Origin of the sequence: Halomonas marinisediminis (assembly GCF_004347715.1) — a bacterium.
Taxonomy (GTDB): Bacteria; Pseudomonadota; Gammaproteobacteria; order Pseudomonadales; family Halomonadaceae; genus Halomonas; species Halomonas icarae.
This window is the reverse complement of record NZ_SLTR01000002.1, coordinates 38,950-55,013: the sequence shown is the minus strand read 5'-3', so window position 1 is coordinate 55,013 and position 16,064 is coordinate 38,950. Positions and strand designations below refer to the sequence as shown.

Genomic DNA, 16,064 nt, shown 5'->3' with positions numbered 1-16,064 from the left:
GGAAAGGGAGAGACCATGAAGTTGATTCACACCGCCGACTGGCACCTGGGCCAGAGCTTTCACGGCCAGGAGCGCCACACCGAACACCGCGCCTTCCTGAACTGGCTGCTCGACACCCTGGAGGAGCGCCAGGCCGACGCCCTGCTGGTGGCCGGCGATATCTTCGATGTGGTCAATCCCTCGCTGCGTGCCCAGGAGCTGCTGTTTCACTTTATCGTCTCAGCCCACGAGCGGCTGCCGACCCTGGATATCGTCCTGATTGCCGGCAATCACGACAGCGGCAACCGCATCGAGCTACCCGCCCCGCTGATGCGTCGTCTGCGCACCCACGCCCTGGGCCGGGTCAGCTGGCTGGACGACGGCACCCTCGACGCCGAGCGCCTGCTGGTGCCGCTCACCGATTCTTCGGGTGAGACGCGTGCCTGGTGCCTCGCACTGCCCTTCCTCCGCCCCGCCGAGGTGACCGGCGCGTCGCTGGCGAACGACGACCACGGCCCCGACGATTCCCTCAACGACTATGTGGCCGGCATCACACGGGTGCACCGACAGCTGATCGCCGCCGCCGAGGCGCGCCGGCAGACCGGCCAGGCGCTGGTGGCCATGAGCCACGCCCACCTGCACGGTGCCGCGGTGTCCGAGGCCAGTGAACGCCCCATCGTGATCGGCGGCGAGGAGTCGATCTCCGCTGCCCTGTTTCCGGACTCTATCGCCTACGTTGCCCTGGGCCACCTGCACCGCGCCCAGCAGGTCGGCGAGGCACGCATCCGCTACAGCGGCAGCCCCCTGCCGCTGGACTTCAGCGAGGTGGCCTATCCCCACCAGGTGGTGGAGGTGGTGCTCGACGACGAGACACTGGCCGCCACCGAGGCACTTCCCGTGCCCCGCCCAGTGGCCATGCACCGCGTCGGCCCCGCGCCGCTGGAGCAGGTGCTGGCCGAACTTGAAGCCTTAGAGGACGCTCCCGCGCTATCAAGAGATCGCTGGCCCTGGCTGGAGGTGCGCGTGGAGCTCGACTCACCGACTCCCGACCTGCGTGCCCGCGTGGAGGCCGCCCTCGAGGGAAGGGCGCTGCGTCTGCTGCGCCTCGAGCGGCGCCTGCCCCGGGCCGGAGACGACGACCAGAAGACCCGAGCCGACCTGGAGGCGCTGGGCCCGCGCAGGCTCTTCGAGCGCACCTGGGAGAAGCGCTGGGGGCAGCCGCCGGAGGAGGACGTGCTCGCCGACTTCGACCGCCTGCGTCAGGACGTGCTCGACGCCGATGGCACCTCGGACGACAACATACTGGCTGAGCCGTCACCAACCGAGGAGGCGCGCCCATGAGAATCCTCGCCCTGCGCCTGGAGAACCTGGCCTCCCTGCCCGGCCCCCTCGAGCTCGACTTCACCACGCCACCCCTCGGCGAGGCCGGCCTGTTCGCCATCACCGGCCCCACCGGCGCCGGCAAGAGCACCCTGCTCGATGCCCTGTGCCTGGCGCTCTACGGCGGTACACCGCGGCTGCGTCAGGCGCCGGCCCGGGACAGCCAGATCGAGGACACCGCGGACTCCACATTGACCACCAGCGACCCGCGCACCCTGCTGCGCCGCGGCACCGCCTCGGGCTTCGCCGAGGTCGACTTCCTGGGCCGCGACGGACGCCGCTATCGCGCTCGCTGGGCGGTGCGCCGCGCCCGGGAGAAGGTCGCCGGCAAGCTGCAGAAGGCCGAGCAGTCGCTGCGCGACCTCGAGGATGACCGCCTGCTCACCACCCAGAAGCGTGAATTCGATCGTCTGCTGCCGGAGCGCCTGGGGCTCACCTTCGACCAGTTCACCCGCGCCGTGCTGCTCGCCCAGAGCGAGTTCGCCGCCTTCCTCCAGGCCGACGACAACGCCCGCAGCGACCTGCTGGAGCGCCTGACCGGCACGCGCGAATACTCCGAGATCTCCATGGCCGCTTATCACCGCGCCAGCCAGGCAAGAAAGGGAGTGGAGGCGCTGGAAGAGCGGCTCGCTGAGGACCTGCCCGGCGACGCCGAGGCCCGTGCCGAGCTGGAGCGCGCCGCTCAGGCCAGCCGCCAGGCCCTGAACGAGCAGCAGCAACAGGCGGAGACACTCAAGGGCGAGCAGCGCTGGCTCCATGAGGACGCCCGGCTGCACGAAGGCTATCGGGACGGCCATGGCGAGCAGCAGGCCGCCGAGCATGCGTGGCAGGCCCTCGCCGAGCAGCGTGCCGACCGTGACTGGCGCCGGCTGATCGCCCCACGGCGCCACGCCCTCGTCCGTCATGCCGAGCTGCCCGGCGAGATCGCCGAACTGCAGTCGACCCACACCAGGACCGTCACGGCTCTCGAGACCGTCGACGCCGAGCAGCAGACTGCCGGCACGGCGATCGAACAGGCCGAGCAGGCCATGAACGAGGCTCGTGAGAGCTACCGCCGCGCCGAGCCCGAGCTGTGCCAGGCCCGCGAACAGGCCCAGAGCCTGGCGACTCTGGATCAGCGCCTCGAGGAGCTGGAAGCGGCACGCGACAAGCAGCAACGACTCGCCGACGACATCACCGAGCAGCACCGCCACGCCCAGGCCACCCAGAATGAGCGTCAGCGCCAGCGCGACGAGTGGCAGGCAAGGCTGCACGAGCTGATGGGCACTCACACCGACCTCGACGCCGCCCGCCAGGACTGCCAGCAGGCCCATGATCGGGCGGCCCAGCGCCATCTCGCCCTGGAGCAAATAGTCAGCCGCTGGCAGGAACTCGCTCGCGCCCAGCAGGCCCATCAGAGGCTCGCCGCCCAGCTGGGTCAGGAGCGCGACCGCCGTGACAAGCTGCTGGCCGAGGGTCAGGCCGCCCGTGAACATCTCGACCGTACCCAGGCACACTTCACCACCGTCTCCGCACTGGTCGAACGCAGCCGCGCGGTGCGCAGCGAGAGCGTGGTACGTCTGCGCGAGGCCCTCGAGGAGGACACTCCCTGCCCGGTCTGCGGCGGCCTCGACCACCCCTGGCGGCATCACCCGCCGTCGACGCCGGAGGCGGCCCAGCTCGAGGCCCAGCAGCAGGAGGAGACCCGCCAGCTGGAGGAGGCGCGCAGCGCCCTGGATACCGCCCAGCAGCAGCGCGATGAGCTGGTCGGCGACTATCGCGCCCTGGAACGCTCCCTCAAGCAGCTGGAGCGCGACCTCAAGGCCGCCGAACAGTGGCGCGACGACACCCTACAGGCGCTGACCCAGCATTCGCTTTACGGGGAGCTCGAGGCCATCAACGAACCCGACCGCGACGTCTGGCTAGAGGCCCAGCGCCGGCAGAGCGAAGAGCAGCGTCAGCGGCAGCGCCAGTCGCTGCAGGCCCTGAACCGGGCCAGCGCCGAACTGGCCCCGCTGGAGAAGGCCCTCCACGAGGAGCAGCTCGCGCTGACCCGCCTGGAGACCGAAACAACCAGCGCCACCAAGCGGCTGGCCGAACTCGACGCCCAGCTGCCTCCGCTGCGCCAGCAGCGCAACACGCTCGCGCGGGCCCTTGCCGAGCGGCTCGGCGAACACGCCTCGCCCGACGCCTGGCAGCAGCGGCTCGACGCGCACCTGGAGAGCGCCCGCCAGGCCTATGACGCCGCCCTGGCTCGGCTGCATCAGGCCCAGCGTGGGCAGCAGCGGCTTGCCCAGCAGACAGAGCACGAAGCCAGACAGCTGGAGCAGCAAAAGCGGGAACAACAGCGCCTGACCCAGGAACTCGACGCCTGGCGCCAGGCTAACCCCGGGCTGAGTGATGCCACCCTGGCACGGCTGCTGGCCCAGGGCGACGACGCGGCTCGCGATGAGGAGCGGAGAATCGAGGCGGCCGACGCCCAGCGCCAGCGCGCCAATGCCACGCTGGCGGAGCGCCGCACCGCCCTGCTGAATCATCGTCGCGGTCAGGGGCTGATCGAGGACGAGAACCGGCAAGAGAGCGACCAGGCACTGCTGGACGAGGCCGTGACCGCAGAGCTGCAGCGACGCCATGAGGCACTGGAAAAGGCCCAGACCGAACTCGCACCAAAGCTGGAAGCGGCCCAGAAGGCGCGGGACGAGGCCGCCTTCGCACTCAACGATGATGATCGCCGGCGCGAGCGCCAGCAGGCCGGGCAGAGCGAACTGGAGGCCGCCCGCGCCGAGTTCCGTCGCTGGGGGCGTATCAGCGAGCTGATCGGCTCCGCCGACGGCAAGGTGTTCCGGCGCATCGCCCAGGCCTACAACCTGGAGCAGCTTCTCGAGCACGCCAACGCGCATCTGGCGGGCTTGAGCCGCCGCTATCGACTGGTGCGCGGCGGCAGCGAGCTGGGTCTGCTGGTGGTGGATCTGGACATGGCCGACGAGCGCCGCTCGGTGCACTCGCTCTCCGGCGGCGAGACCTTCCTGGTCTCGCTGGCCCTGGCGCTGGGGCTCGCCTCCATGGCCTCCGGCGAGCTCACCATCGAGTCGCTGTTTATCGACGAGGGCTTCGGCAGCCTCGACCCCCAGTCACTGGCGCTGGCCATGGAGGCCCTCGACGGCCTGCAGGCCCTGGGCCGCCGGGTCGGCGTGATCTCCCACGTACAGGAGATGCATGAGCGCATTCCGGTACAGATCCAGGTGGAACCTCAGGGCAACGGCACCAGCCGGGCGAAGCTCGTGAGCCAGTAAGGATGAAAGCGGGCTCGCTGACGTGGATAAACTCATCCTCAGCGAGCCGGTTTACCATATGTGTCGCGTCTCGTGTGATGCTCGACAGGCGCTACCTCCATCCATGAAGCCATTGATTCACATCCTTCAGCTCGGTCCACTCGATTGGGTACTCATTTCTGGAAAGAACTGCCTCCAAAACACAGGAAATCACAGAACCATCCTCATCGTATTCAACCTCGGTCACCATAAAGTGCTTTTCTCGATTTAACGGGGTTACGGCTGTCCACTTGCTGTTTCTCAATTTGGCTGGATTAATTCTATTCATGAAAGCTCCAACGCTTGGGTTGATCGTGAGGCCTCGGATCATGTTCTCTACGTCCTGCTCCAGCGCACCGTCGTGTTTAGGCCTTCCATCCCTGAGTTCAAGCAGTAAGCGCGGCATGCGGCACTCACGATTATGCCGTCGAGGCGGTCGATGGTATCGTCTGCGCACCTCTCCAAACAGGACACCATCGATGTCACAGAAGATCTACTGCATCGCCAGCTTCAAGCCCAAGCCCGGGCGGGAAGACGCCGTGTTTCGCGCCCTCCAGGGGCTGGAGCCCAACGCCCATCGCGAAGACGCCTGCCTGCACTACACCGTGACCCGCCAGATCGACAACCCCTTCGCCCAGGGCACGAGCTATCCCATCGTCTTCCACGAGGTATGGGCCAACCGGGCGGCCTTCGAGGCCCACTGCCAGCGCCGCGAGATCCGCGAGTTCTTCGCCACCCACCTGGAGGCTGAGGACGGCGATATCGAAGACGCCAACGTCTGCGTCTATACCGACGAGCCGGCCGACTTCGACGCGCCGGACCTGGGCGCGGCCGGGCTCAAGGAGCCGTGACATGGGCCGGCGTCTCGGACGGATCACGCTCGCCGGTCGCTAGGGAGAATCGCATGGCCCTGACTCAAGGGACCCCGACACGCAGCATCCTGATCACCGGCTGCTCGAGCGGTATCGGCCATGCCGCGGCCCATGCCCTGACGGCCCGGGGCTGGCGGGTGTTCGCCACGGCCCGCGCCGAGGCGGACGTGGCCAGGCTCGAGGCGGAGGGCCTCGAGGCCCTGAGGCTCGACCTCGACAGCAGTGCCTCCATCGAGGCCGCGGTGGCAACGATCCAGGAGCGCACCGGCAGCCGGCTGACGGCACTGTTCAACAACGGTGCCTACGGTCAGCCCGGTGCGGTGGAGGATCTGTCGCGGGAGGTACTGCGGGCCCAGCTGGAAACCAACCTGCTCGGCACCCACGAGCTCACCACGCGGGTGTTGCCGATGATGCGTGCCCAGGGGCACGGGCGCATCGTGCACAACAGCTCGGTGCTGGGCTTTGCCGCCCTGCCCTATCGCGGCGCCTATGTATGCTCCAAGTTCGCCCTCGAAGGCCTGACCGACACCCTGCGTCAGGAGCTTGTCGGCAGCGGCATCCATGTCAGCCTGATCCAGCCGGGGCCGATCACCAGCCGCTTTCGCGACAACGCCTATCGCGCCTTCAAGGCCAATATCGACCCCAACCACAGCGCCCATGCGGATACCTACCGCCAGGTGGAGGCGCGCCTGGCCAGCCAGGATGGCAAGGCCCCCTTCACCCTGGGTCCCGAGGCAGTGGTCAAGAAGCTGATCCATGCGGTGGAGAGCAAGCGGCCGCGGCCGCGCTATGCGGTCACGCTGCCGACTCATCTGTTCGCGGCACTCAGGCGGGTACTGAGCACCGGCGGCATGGATCGGGTGCTGCTGCGCTCGACCCGGGGCGAACGCGAGTAGAGGACCTGCTCCCCTCCCCCGACAGTACCCCGGAAGCCTGAGCCATGGCGACACGGGCACCACAGCCACGGCAAGCTAACGCCTTGAGTGATTCGTCATGAACGGCTAGGGTCATCGTCCCGACCCATCGCCAGCATCGCCCTGGCCATTCACGAGAAGGACTGCGCCCCATGAACCCCGAACAACATCGCCTGATACTGCTGGATGGAGGAATGGGGCAAGAGCTCAGGCGGCGCAGCGAGCATCCCGCCACGCCGCTGTGGTCCGCCCAGGTCATGCTCGACGAGCCCCACCTGGTGACAGCGGTGCATCGCGACTTCATCGCGGCCGGGGCCCGGGTCATCACCACCAACAACTACACCGCCACGCCCCAACGCCTGGCTCGCGACGGCGACCCGGCCCTGTTCGAGGCCCTGCATGCCGCCGCGCTCGGTGCCGCCCACCAGGCGCGGGAGCAGAGCGGCCGGGCGGTACGCATCGCCGGCTGCCTGCCCCCGCTGGTGGCGAGCTATCACCCCGAGGTGGTCCCGGACGATGCCACCTGCCGGCGTGACTACCGTCGTCTGGTAGAGGTCCAGGCCGATGGGGTCGACCTGTTTATCTGTGAGACCATGACCCTCACCCGCGAGGCGCTGGCCGCGACCCAAGCCGCGGTAGAGCGCGCCCTGCCGGTATGGGTCGCCTTCACGGTGGATGATGCCGACGGCAGGCGCCTGCGCTCAGGCGAACCGCTGGCCGAGGCGGCACAATCAGTGGTGGCAGCGGGGGCCTCGGCCGTGCTGATCAACTGCTCGGTGCCCGAGGCAGTCACCACCGCCATGGACGAACTCGCCGACCTTGGCATGCCGTTCGGCGGCTACGCCAATGCCTTTACCTCGGCCGCGGATCTGCCCCCCGGCGGTACGGTGGATGGGCTCGAGGCTCGCCTGGACCTCGACCCCGCGGGCTATGCCGCCCACGCCTGTGGCTGGGTCGAGCGGGGGGCAACGATCGTGGGCGGGTGCTGCGAGGTCAGCCCGGCACATATCGCCCATCTCGCCGAGCGCCTGAGCGCGCAGGGCTATCGCCTGTTATCCGACTGAGCGAAGAGCAACGCCCTCAGCCGGCCGGCGCGACGCCTCCTTGAACCCAAGCAATACACGCTAGCCGACTCCGCCGTGGTTACCAGGGCAGCGTTTCGCCATTGCTGTGCCAGAAGCCACCGCTGTTCTCCAGCGTCAGTGCCTCGATCCGCTGGGCGATGCCCGTGGCGGCTTCCTCGGCGCTGATCATGCCGCCGAAGTTGACCATGCGCGTCTGCACATAGCCCGGATGAATCTGGGCCACGGCGATACCCCGCGGCTTGAGGTCCACGGCCAGCGACTTGCCGAAGGCGTTGAGCGCCGCCTTGGAGGCACGGTAGCCATAGCGCCCGCCGGAATCGTTATCGGCGATGGAGCCCATGCGGCTGGTGATATTGGCGATCCTGGCGCCCTCCCCCAGATTGTCCAGCAGCATCTCGGTCACGCGCAGCGGTGCATAGGCATTGATCTCCATCTGCGTGCGGATGGAGTCGAAGTCGAGTTCGCCAAGCACCTCATCCTGCAACAGGCCGGCGTTATTGATCAGCAGGTCGAGGCGGCGGCCCGCCAGTTCCTGCTTCAGCCGTGTCACGTCCTCCTTACGGGTCACGTCGATGCCCTCGATCAACGTCTCGGCGATCTCACGCAGCTCGGCCGCCTCCTCGCCGCCACTGCGGCACACGCCGATCACCGTCCAACCGGCGGCATGGTAATGGCGAGCCAGGGCGAGTCCGACGCCACGGTTGGCACCGGTGATCAGTACGCTAGATGACATATCGACTCCAGAGCAGGAAGTGTGGGTACATGACGGTAGGTGGGGCCTCTGCCCCTGCTCTTCAACCCGGACCGGCCGCCGCCGATGCCGCTCAGGCCGAGGCGGGAAGCCGGTCGGGCAACTGCATGACGGCTTCCCTCGGCATCGGCCTGGCGAAGTAGAACCCCTGCAGCAGGTCGCACTGGCGACGGTCGAGATCCTGCTGCTGTGCCTGCTCCTCGATGCCCTCGGCCACCACCAGAAGGCCCAGGTGGTGGGCCATGGTGATGATGCCCTGCACGATAGCGGCATTGTTGCGGCTGGTGGTGATGTCGTGGATAAACGCCCGGTCCAGCTTCACCTTGTGGATCGGCAGGTCACGCAGGTAGCTCAGGCTCGAGAAGCCGGTGCCAAAGTCATCCAGGGCGACCCGCACCCCCATTCCCTTGAGCGCCTCGATCAGTTCGATGGCTGACTCGGCCCCGTTCAGCAACACGCTTTCGGTGATTTCCAGCTCCAGTAGCTCGGGAGGCAGGCCGGCGTCGTCGAGCGCCGATTGAACATCGGCCAGGAAGCCGCTGCGTCGAAACTGCAGCGAGGAGATATTGACGGCTACCGGCAGATCACGTCTGCCTGCCCTGCACATGATCGCGGCATCCCGGCAGGCACGCCGCAGGACCCAGCGGCCCAGCGGAATGATCTGTCCCGTCTGCTCGGCGAGGGGGATGAACATCCCTGGCGAGATCATGCCTTTCTTCGGATGTCGCCAGCGAATCAGCGCCTCGAGCCCACGTAAGCGACCGCTGTCCGCCTCCACGATAGGCTGGTAGAAGAGCTCGAACTGGTCGTCATGCAGGGCGGTATGCAGATCGTGTCTCAGCAGCACCATGTCCTCGGTGATCCGCTGGATATCTCCCTGATACCAGTGCCAGGTATTGCGGCCCTGCTGCTTGGCGCTGGTGACCGCCAGGTCGGCACGCTGCATCATTTCAAAGGCCTGTTCCAAGTGTTCGCCATTGCAGGCGATACCGATACTGGCACTGATGTGCAACGGCCTCTCTTCAATCACAAAGGGGGTGGACAAGGCATCAAGTATCTTCTCGGCCATCTCGATAGCGGCCTGGGGCCTATCGAAGTCAGGAAGAAGCAAGGCAAATTCATCGCCGGTCATGCGGGCCGGGGTATCGCCTTCGCCTATCCACTGTCGGAGTCGTGAGGCGATCTCGATCAGCAGTTGGTTACCGATGTGGTGGCCCAGACCATCGTTGATCGCCTTGAAGCCATCCAGATCGACATGCATCACCACCAGCAGCGTCTGGTGTTGCTGCGCCTGATCGAACGCAGCCTCCAACCGCTCATCGAAGGCGGTACGATTGAGCAGACCGGTCAGTGGGTCATGCGTCGCCTGATACGCGATCAGGGCTTCCTGCTTACGCTGCTGGGTGACATCCTGCTGGATTCCGATGTAGTGGGTACAGATGCCGCGGCCATCGAACAGGGGGCTCAGCGACAGGTGGTTCCAGAAGGGGGTGCCATCCTTGCGGTAGTTGAGCAGCGTGGTCTCGATTGGTAGCCGTTCGGCCACCGCGTGGCGGATGGCGTTGATGGCATCCTCGCAGGTCGCCTGCCCCTGCAGAAATCGGCAGTTACGGCCCAGCGCCTCCTCAGATGTGTAGCCGGTCAGTTTATGGAAGGCGGTGTTGACATAGACCAATGGCATATCTGGCCGTGTGGCATCAACCATTAATACGCCATTGGGTGTCGCCTGAATACCACGCTCCAGCAGCGTCCGGTCCGCTTCCTGACGCTTGCGGTCGGAGACGTCCTTGCAGATGGCATACATGCCGACGATGCCTTCGGCCGACGTCACGGGAAAGGTGGTCACTTCAAGGGGGAACTTGCGGCCCGCGGCATCACACCCGCGCATTTCATTCTGCCGCGACTCACCGACCAGAGCCGCCTCGAAGGCGGCCTTGGCCGCCGGGCGATCATGGGACGACAAGAGATCGGTGTAGTGGCGCCCCAGCAGCGTCTCCTCGGTGTAGCCGGTGAGCCGTTCCAGCGCCGCGTTGGCGCGCTTGACGCGGCCATCCAGGCCGAACTTGTAGACTCCATCGGGATGGTTGGTGAACAGGGAGTGATGCCATACCGCCAGGCGGGAGAACTCCTGGTTTTCACGGTCGCGCATGATTGCGAGTGCTGCCAGAGAGGCGGCCTGCCTCAATATGGCCTGACTGGCTGGAGAGGGCGTCGCTGGCTGGCGATGGTAGGTGGCGAAGGTACCCAGCAGCAGCCCCTCCTCGGTCAGAATCGGCGTCGACCAGCAGGCACGCACCCTCTCCAGCCGAGCGGCATCGCGAAAGGGCTTCCAACGCGCATCCGTCAGAATATCCTCGGTGATGGTCAACCGTCGTCGGTAGGCCGCCGTGCCACAGGTGCCGATCCCATCTCCGATACTGAGGTCCTGCAGGCGCTGGATATATGCCCTCGAAAACTGCGAGTTGGGCATCATACTCAACGTATTGCGCTCGGGATCGTGGCGCATGACCGACACCAGCGCGTCGGGCAGCAGTCGACTGATCCACGCGGCGATCGTCTCGAGCGTCTCCTCGAGGGGTACCTGATGCGCGATCAACTCGTGGATATCCTGCTGCGCCTCCATCAGCGCCTGTGGGTCGGGCAAACCGCAGCCTCCATGCTCTCGAGGGGGAATGATTATTCTTGTCGCCAAGCCGTGCCGCAAAATGATGAATGAGCAAGATGATATGAGCAAGGGAAACCGTTGCAGAGATATTGCCCACGATAACAGATGACGCTGCAGCCCTTTTACCTGATACTGCGCTCCGTAGGGTGGCAGTCCCCAACTCTCGATTTCTCGTGCCACTCCCCTCTGGCCCCTGCCGGATACCGCCACTATCTGGCCTGACTCGAGACTTCACCATTGATCGTCAAAGCTCTCTGGGCCCGACTGGGCATGGCCACTTTGCTTCCGGTGACCCTGGTCACCATGACGCTGACGCCGATCTTCACCTCTCACCTCGACAATCAAATCGACAGCAAGCGTCTGGCGACCGAGGCAGTACTGACCTCCGAGTATGACAAGCTGCTTCAGGGCATGAACGAAAGCTTCAACCAGATATTGGCCATCTCAGAATATCCGATGCTGCGGCGTTTTCTGGAGAGCCAGGTAGCGTCTCAGCCTCCGGAACGAGACACCGAGACTCAGCAAGACTGGCGGCAGCTAGAATCGCTATTCGAGACACTACTGACCCACTTTGGCCGCTATACGCGAATGGCCGTGATCGACAGCCATGGCCGGGAGTGGGTCAATACAACGCAAGCTTTGCTGCTGCCTCGACCGAGGGTCATTGATCATGACGCCAACCCCGCCTTCCAGAGGGCCATGGTGCTAAAGCCACGCGATCTCTATATTTCATCGCCACGCCTTGGCGCCACCAGGGAAGATGGCTCACCCGCGAGGCCCGTCATCGATATTGCGGCACCGGTCTTCGATCATCAGGGGGAGCGCCTCGGAGTGCTGCTGTTTACCCTCGATTGGTCACGTATCACCGCATCTCTCTCACGCGTCTCGCTGGAGGAAGGCGCCAGAGTTCTGATGGTGGATGCTCAAGGCAGGTCGCTGCTACCCGAGGGCGATGGCGGCGCGAAAGATCGCTTCGGTCACTCATTGGCGAGTGAGTGGCCCGCCATCTGGGCAACCATGGCGCCCAACCAGCAGGGGGTCATCACCCTGGAGGAGCATCTTCTCGGCCTGCGCACTCATGACATCCGCACTCATCACTACCGTAGCCAGGCCGTAACGATCGTCAGCGACGCCGAAACCCAGCCCTGGCACCTCGGCATCTTGACACCGCGGCCCAGCCTGATGAGTCAACTCATCAAGACCCCTACGCAACTGCTGGCCATCGTGCTGGTCTATCTGCTCTCGGTGGCCTTCGGCATCTTCTGGGTGCTCAATGAACATCGACTGCGCGGGCTGCGACAGCGCGCCCTGGCGTTTTCCCGCAAAGCCTATCAATACGCCGGCGAGGTTCAGGACCTCTATGAGCACGCCCCCTGTGGCTACCACTCGCTGGATAGCGATGGCCGGGTGATCAAGATCAACCTCACCGAACTCGACTGGCTGGGCTATCGAGGTGACGAGGTGATCGGCAAGCGCTACTACCGCGATTTCGTCACCGCTGAGACCCGTGCGGCCTTCGATGCGGCCTTCCATCAGGTGCTGGGGCAGGGAAAGGAGGGGTCCGCCGAGTGCGAACTTCTTCGCCGTGATGGCAGCCATCTGCCGGTCGCGATCAAGGCCACCGCCCATGTGACCGAGGATGGCTTTCAATACTCCCGCGCCATGGTGTTCGACCTAAGTGAGCGCAAGAACCTGGAGATGCGACTGGAGCGGCAGGCCTTGACGGATCCCCTGACCGGGCTCGGTAATCGTCGCTACCTGGAGAATCAGGCGGCCATGGAGATCGCCCGTGCCGAGCGCAACGGGGCACCCCTGGCCCTGATCGCGATAGATCTCGATCATTTCAAGCGCATCAACGATGCCCATGGTCATGACGTGGGTGACCTGGTGCTGCAATCTTTTGCCAACACGGCTCAACAGCAACTGCGTGCCGGCGATGTGCTGTGCCGTATGGGGGGTGAAGAGTTTGTGGTACTGCTGCCGGACACCTCACGTGACCAGGCACTGTTGATCGCCCAGCGACTCCGCGAAGCGATTGCCGCGACACCCGTCGAGGTGGGTCACCTGGCCCCGGAGAGCGGAACGCTGGCCTATTCCGCCTCGCTGGGCGTCACACTGGTCAGTGCCGGAGAAAAAACGCTGCGCCCGGCAATCAAGCGCGCGGATCAGGGGCTCTATGCCGCCAAGGAGGCCGGACGTAATCGCGTGGAGTGGGAGGAGGCATAGTTAGGAAAAAGCATACTCAGGAGGAAGCATGGGTGGGAGAAAGCACAAGTGGGAGGAAACCTAGGGGCGCTGACGTGGCGCCCCGACCGGAACGCTCATAAGAAAAGCGCCACCCATCGGCTCATCACCTGAGCTGGCTGTCCTTGCTGGCTCGCCGATTGATGGCAGCAACATCCACCCCCTTGGCTTCCAGGCTCGACTGGCAGGCGACACAAAGCTGCACACCTGGGAGTGCCTTGCGTCTCCCCTCCGGGATGGGTGCATCACACTCCACGCAGAACTCCGCGCTATCTCCTTTGTGCAAGCTGGTGCGTGCCCTCTCGACCGCCTCCTCCACGGTGGCGTCAATCTGATCCTGTACGGCTCCATCTCGCGTCCAACCACCGGCCATGATGCATTACCTCCATATCGCCACATAAGCCATTGAGTGCCCAGCACGGGAAGGCAGGGCTGGGTTCTCATCAACGACGCCACCCAGCAATCCCAAGATATGAGAAAGGCCGACCACGGGCAACCGTGGCCGGCCTGGCACTCCGGGTAGAACGGCATACCACCGCTGGCGGCACCACAGCCCCGGCGTCCCTACGGACACCGGGCAGAAACATCAGCGGCTGGCGGAGCTCGCCAACTGCGCCTTGTTGCGCTGGCGTGTGCTGTACCAGCGAATGCCCAGGGCAACGATCAGGATCAGGCCCACCACGCCCAGCATGGGATAGACGGTGCCGATCAGGGTGCTGAACCCGAACTGGCTGAGCACCAGCCCCACCAGGGTGAAGATGACGCTGAACAGCTTGAAGCGGCCCGACTCGGGCGCGGCGAAGCGGGCGCTAAAGGCGAAGAACATGCCCACGGCGGTGCTGTAGATCATGCAGATCAGCGCCACCGACATCACCATGGCCACCACCGGCGAGACCGCCGTGGCAAGCATCAGCGAGGGCATATCCACGCCGGCCAGGCGCTCGAGATTGGCGAACAGCCCGATATTGAGCAGGAAAATCAGCACACCGAGCCCCACGCCGCCGAGAATGCCGCCCAGGGAGGCCTCTCGCGTATCGCGAGTCAGGCCACCAATCACCGAGAGCATGGGGAAGCCGACGGCGATATTGAAGGAGGCATAGAGCAGAGCGCCGATAAACCAGTGCGAGAACGACCAGCCATCACTGATGGTGGGCACCTCGGCGGCCGCGGCCTCCAGTGTCTCCAGAGACGCGCTGCTGGTGAAGAAGGAGTAGACGGTGATCGTCAGCACCAGCAACAGCAGTACCGGCATGATAAGGCTGATCAGGTTGATGATGCCGCGAACACGCAGACACAGGGTCAGGATGACCAGCACACTGAGCAGCACGCCGCCAAACAGCGGTGGCAGGCCGTACTGCTGGGCGAAGATGGAACCGCTGCCGGCCAGCATCACCACCCCGACACCGAACAGGAAGAAGGAGAGCACCAGGTCGATGACCAGCCCCGCTCGCTTGCCGAAGAGCGCCTCCAGCACCTCCTTGTGAGAGCTCGCCTGCATGGTGGAGCTCATCCGCGCGATCTGCATACCGAGAAAGGCGAACAGCAGACCGCTGACCAGGGTGCCGGCAATACCGATCACACCATAGCCGGTGAAGAACTGCAGCACCTCCTGTCCCGAGGCGAAGCCGCCACCGATGATGATCGACATAAAGGTCATGGCGATCAGGAAAGGCTGTTTGCTCATGGAAAGACACCTCAATACAAATGGCTTCTATGGCCCGTCCCAACCGCGGGCCGGCTCATCGGAAATCAATACAAGCACTTCGCCGGGCCCATCGCAGACGGACCCGATTCGGGAGCACTGGCGTTGCTGTAATGATCAGATTCGCGGGAGTATACGATAGGAAACTTAGTTTATTATCGGGAATATCGGCGCCAATCAGAAAGAAATACCCCGCAATACGCCTTTGGTCTCATTTTACTGATTTTACTATGGTATTCAGGGACTAGAGCGGCCATCCACGCCATGACGTATGGTGGCTTGCCCCCCTTTCACGGTACGAATGGAGACCCCATGCACCTTGGTATTCTCACCCTGTGCATTTCCCTGCCCGGTTGCCGTTCCCTGAAGGAGAAACGCCAACGCATGGGTGGCCTGCACGAGCGCTTCGGGCGCAACCCCGCCATCGCCGTCTGCGAAAGCGGCGAACTCGACCGCCTGGACGCCAGCGAGTGGACCTTCGTTGCCGTCGCCCCCGCCAAGTCCCAGGTAGAGGCCCTGCTCAGCGAGATCGAAGACAAGATCCAGCGCAGCGTGGATGGACGAGTGATGGAGGCGACCCGGGAGATGCTGTAACGGTGCTGTGCGGCGTGACTAACGGGCAGCGATGTTACGGCGATACTTCATCGACGCAAGGCTGGCATCGCGGGCCATCGTCTTGCCGATGACCAGGGGCCGGCCTAACGCCGGTCACCGAAATACTTGACCCGGCGGTACACCGCCGTGACGGCTCCTCCGCCCAGCGTCATGCCCAGGCCCGCCACGGCAACCAGCGGATCGCCATACGCCACGACGCCTGATGTGGCGTACATTCCGACCAGGGTCCCGGTATGGCGCACCAGGAGATACACCCCGATCAGGAAAGTACCGGCGCGCACCAGGTCATCGTCTCTGATACGGGCACTTCCTTCACCGTCGCCGTCGGAATTGCAATGCAGCCGACCCGCCAGAGGGCCGGCGAAGCACCACAGCAGCACTCCACCCACCATCGGTACCGCCACCGTGGCGATCAGCACCGGCAGCAGCTCGCCGGACCAGAGCTCGCCAGCGTTGGGACCCAGCATTGCCGGAAGGGTGGCAAAAAGGGTATTCAGGAAGAGATATAGTCCCAGCAGGCGGATCAGCAGGATGGAGAAGGGCTTCATTGTGGCTCCCGATCATTGG

General features: G+C 64.9%; 13 protein-coding genes. 7 read left to right on the top strand and 6 right to left on the bottom strand.

Going from position 1 to position 16,064, the window contains the following annotated elements; all coding sequences use genetic code 11:
• The first annotated feature begins 15 nt into the window (after window positions 1-15).
• Window positions 16-1,320 carry an exonuclease SbcCD subunit D C-terminal domain-containing protein gene (locus E0702_RS02005; RefSeq protein WP_132041304.1) on the top strand — a complete coding sequence of 435 codons (1,305 nt, stop codon included), beginning with the start codon at window positions 16-18 and terminating at the stop codon, window positions 1,318-1,320.
• Window positions 1,317-4,631, top strand: a complete 3,315-nt coding sequence (locus tag E0702_RS02000) for an AAA family ATPase (RefSeq protein WP_132041303.1) — start codon at window positions 1,317-1,319, stop codon at window positions 4,629-4,631. The genes E0702_RS02005 and E0702_RS02000 overlap by 4 nt, the downstream gene beginning before the upstream one ends.
• A 91-nt stretch (window positions 4,632-4,722) precedes the next feature.
• On the opposite strand, the gene E0702_RS20025 is transcribed toward E0702_RS02000, so the two are convergent.
• Complete coding sequence (locus E0702_RS20025; RefSeq protein ID WP_306766894.1) at window positions 4,723-5,055, bottom strand: TIGR02450 family Trp-rich protein; 333 nt, start codon at window positions 5,053-5,055, stop codon at window positions 4,723-4,725.
• Window positions 5,056-5,128: 73 nt separating this feature from the next.
• Here E0702_RS20025 and E0702_RS01990 point away from each other — a divergent pair, with 73 nt between their 5' ends.
• From E0702_RS01990 to E0702_RS01980, 3 genes are all read left to right on the top strand, one after another.
• A complete protein-coding gene (locus E0702_RS01990) occupies window positions 5,129-5,500 on the top strand; it encodes a putative quinol monooxygenase (RefSeq protein ID WP_132041302.1) in 372 nt (123 codons plus the stop codon).
• 53 nt (window positions 5,501-5,553) lie between these two features.
• Window positions 5,554-6,417, top strand: coding sequence for an SDR family oxidoreductase (locus E0702_RS01985; RefSeq protein ID WP_132041301.1), 864 nt, complete (start codon window positions 5,554-5,556; stop codon window positions 6,415-6,417).
• Window positions 6,418-6,587: 170 nt separating this feature from the next.
• Window positions 6,588-7,499: a homocysteine S-methyltransferase family protein gene (locus tag E0702_RS01980; protein WP_132041300.1), complete on the top strand. Its 912-nt coding sequence runs from the start codon at window positions 6,588-6,590 to the stop codon at window positions 7,497-7,499.
• Between the two features lie 79 nt (window positions 7,500-7,578).
• On the opposite strand, the gene E0702_RS01975 is transcribed toward E0702_RS01980, so the two are convergent.
• Together E0702_RS01975 and E0702_RS01970 are read right to left on the bottom strand one after the other, a co-directional pair.
• On the bottom strand, window positions 7,579-8,253 hold the full coding sequence (locus E0702_RS01975) for an SDR family oxidoreductase (RefSeq protein WP_132041299.1): 675 nt from the start codon (window positions 8,251-8,253) through the stop codon (window positions 7,579-7,581).
• Window positions 8,254-8,344: 91 nt separating this feature from the next.
• Window positions 8,345-10,915: an EAL domain-containing protein gene (locus E0702_RS01970; RefSeq protein WP_240721646.1), complete on the bottom strand. Its 2,571-nt coding sequence runs from the start codon at window positions 10,913-10,915 to the stop codon at window positions 8,345-8,347.
• A gap of 291 nt (window positions 10,916-11,206) precedes the next feature.
• Here E0702_RS01970 and E0702_RS01965 point away from each other — a divergent pair, with 291 nt between their 5' ends.
• The gene (locus E0702_RS01965) at window positions 11,207-13,162 is read left to right on the top strand and encodes a sensor domain-containing diguanylate cyclase (RefSeq protein WP_240721645.1); all 1,956 of its coding nucleotides are present in this window, start codon (window positions 11,207-11,209) and stop codon (window positions 13,160-13,162) included.
• A gap of 124 nt (window positions 13,163-13,286) precedes the next feature.
• Here E0702_RS01965 and E0702_RS01960 read toward each other — a convergent pair whose 3' ends face one another.
• Together E0702_RS01960 and E0702_RS01955 are read right to left on the bottom strand one after the other, a co-directional pair.
• Window positions 13,287-13,553 (bottom strand): DksA/TraR family C4-type zinc finger protein, encoded by a 267-nt coding sequence (locus E0702_RS01960; RefSeq protein WP_132041297.1) that lies wholly within the window; start codon window positions 13,551-13,553, stop codon window positions 13,287-13,289.
• Between the two features lie 213 nt (window positions 13,554-13,766).
• Window positions 13,767-14,864 carry a YkvI family membrane protein gene (locus E0702_RS01955; RefSeq protein WP_132041296.1) on the bottom strand — a complete coding sequence of 366 codons (1,098 nt, stop codon included), beginning with the start codon at window positions 14,862-14,864 and terminating at the stop codon, window positions 13,767-13,769.
• Window positions 14,865-15,194: 330 nt separating this feature from the next.
• Between E0702_RS01955 and E0702_RS01950 the strand changes: the two genes are divergently transcribed.
• Window positions 15,195-15,476 (top strand): DUF503 domain-containing protein, encoded by a 282-nt coding sequence (locus tag E0702_RS01950; protein WP_132041295.1) that lies wholly within the window; start codon window positions 15,195-15,197, stop codon window positions 15,474-15,476.
• Between the two features lie 104 nt (window positions 15,477-15,580).
• On the opposite strand, the gene E0702_RS01945 is transcribed toward E0702_RS01950, so the two are convergent.
• The gene (locus E0702_RS01945; protein ID WP_132041294.1) at window positions 15,581-16,045 is read right to left on the bottom strand and encodes a hypothetical protein; all 465 of its coding nucleotides are present in this window, start codon (window positions 16,043-16,045) and stop codon (window positions 15,581-15,583) included.
• Between the last annotated feature and the right edge of the window lie 19 nt (window positions 16,046-16,064).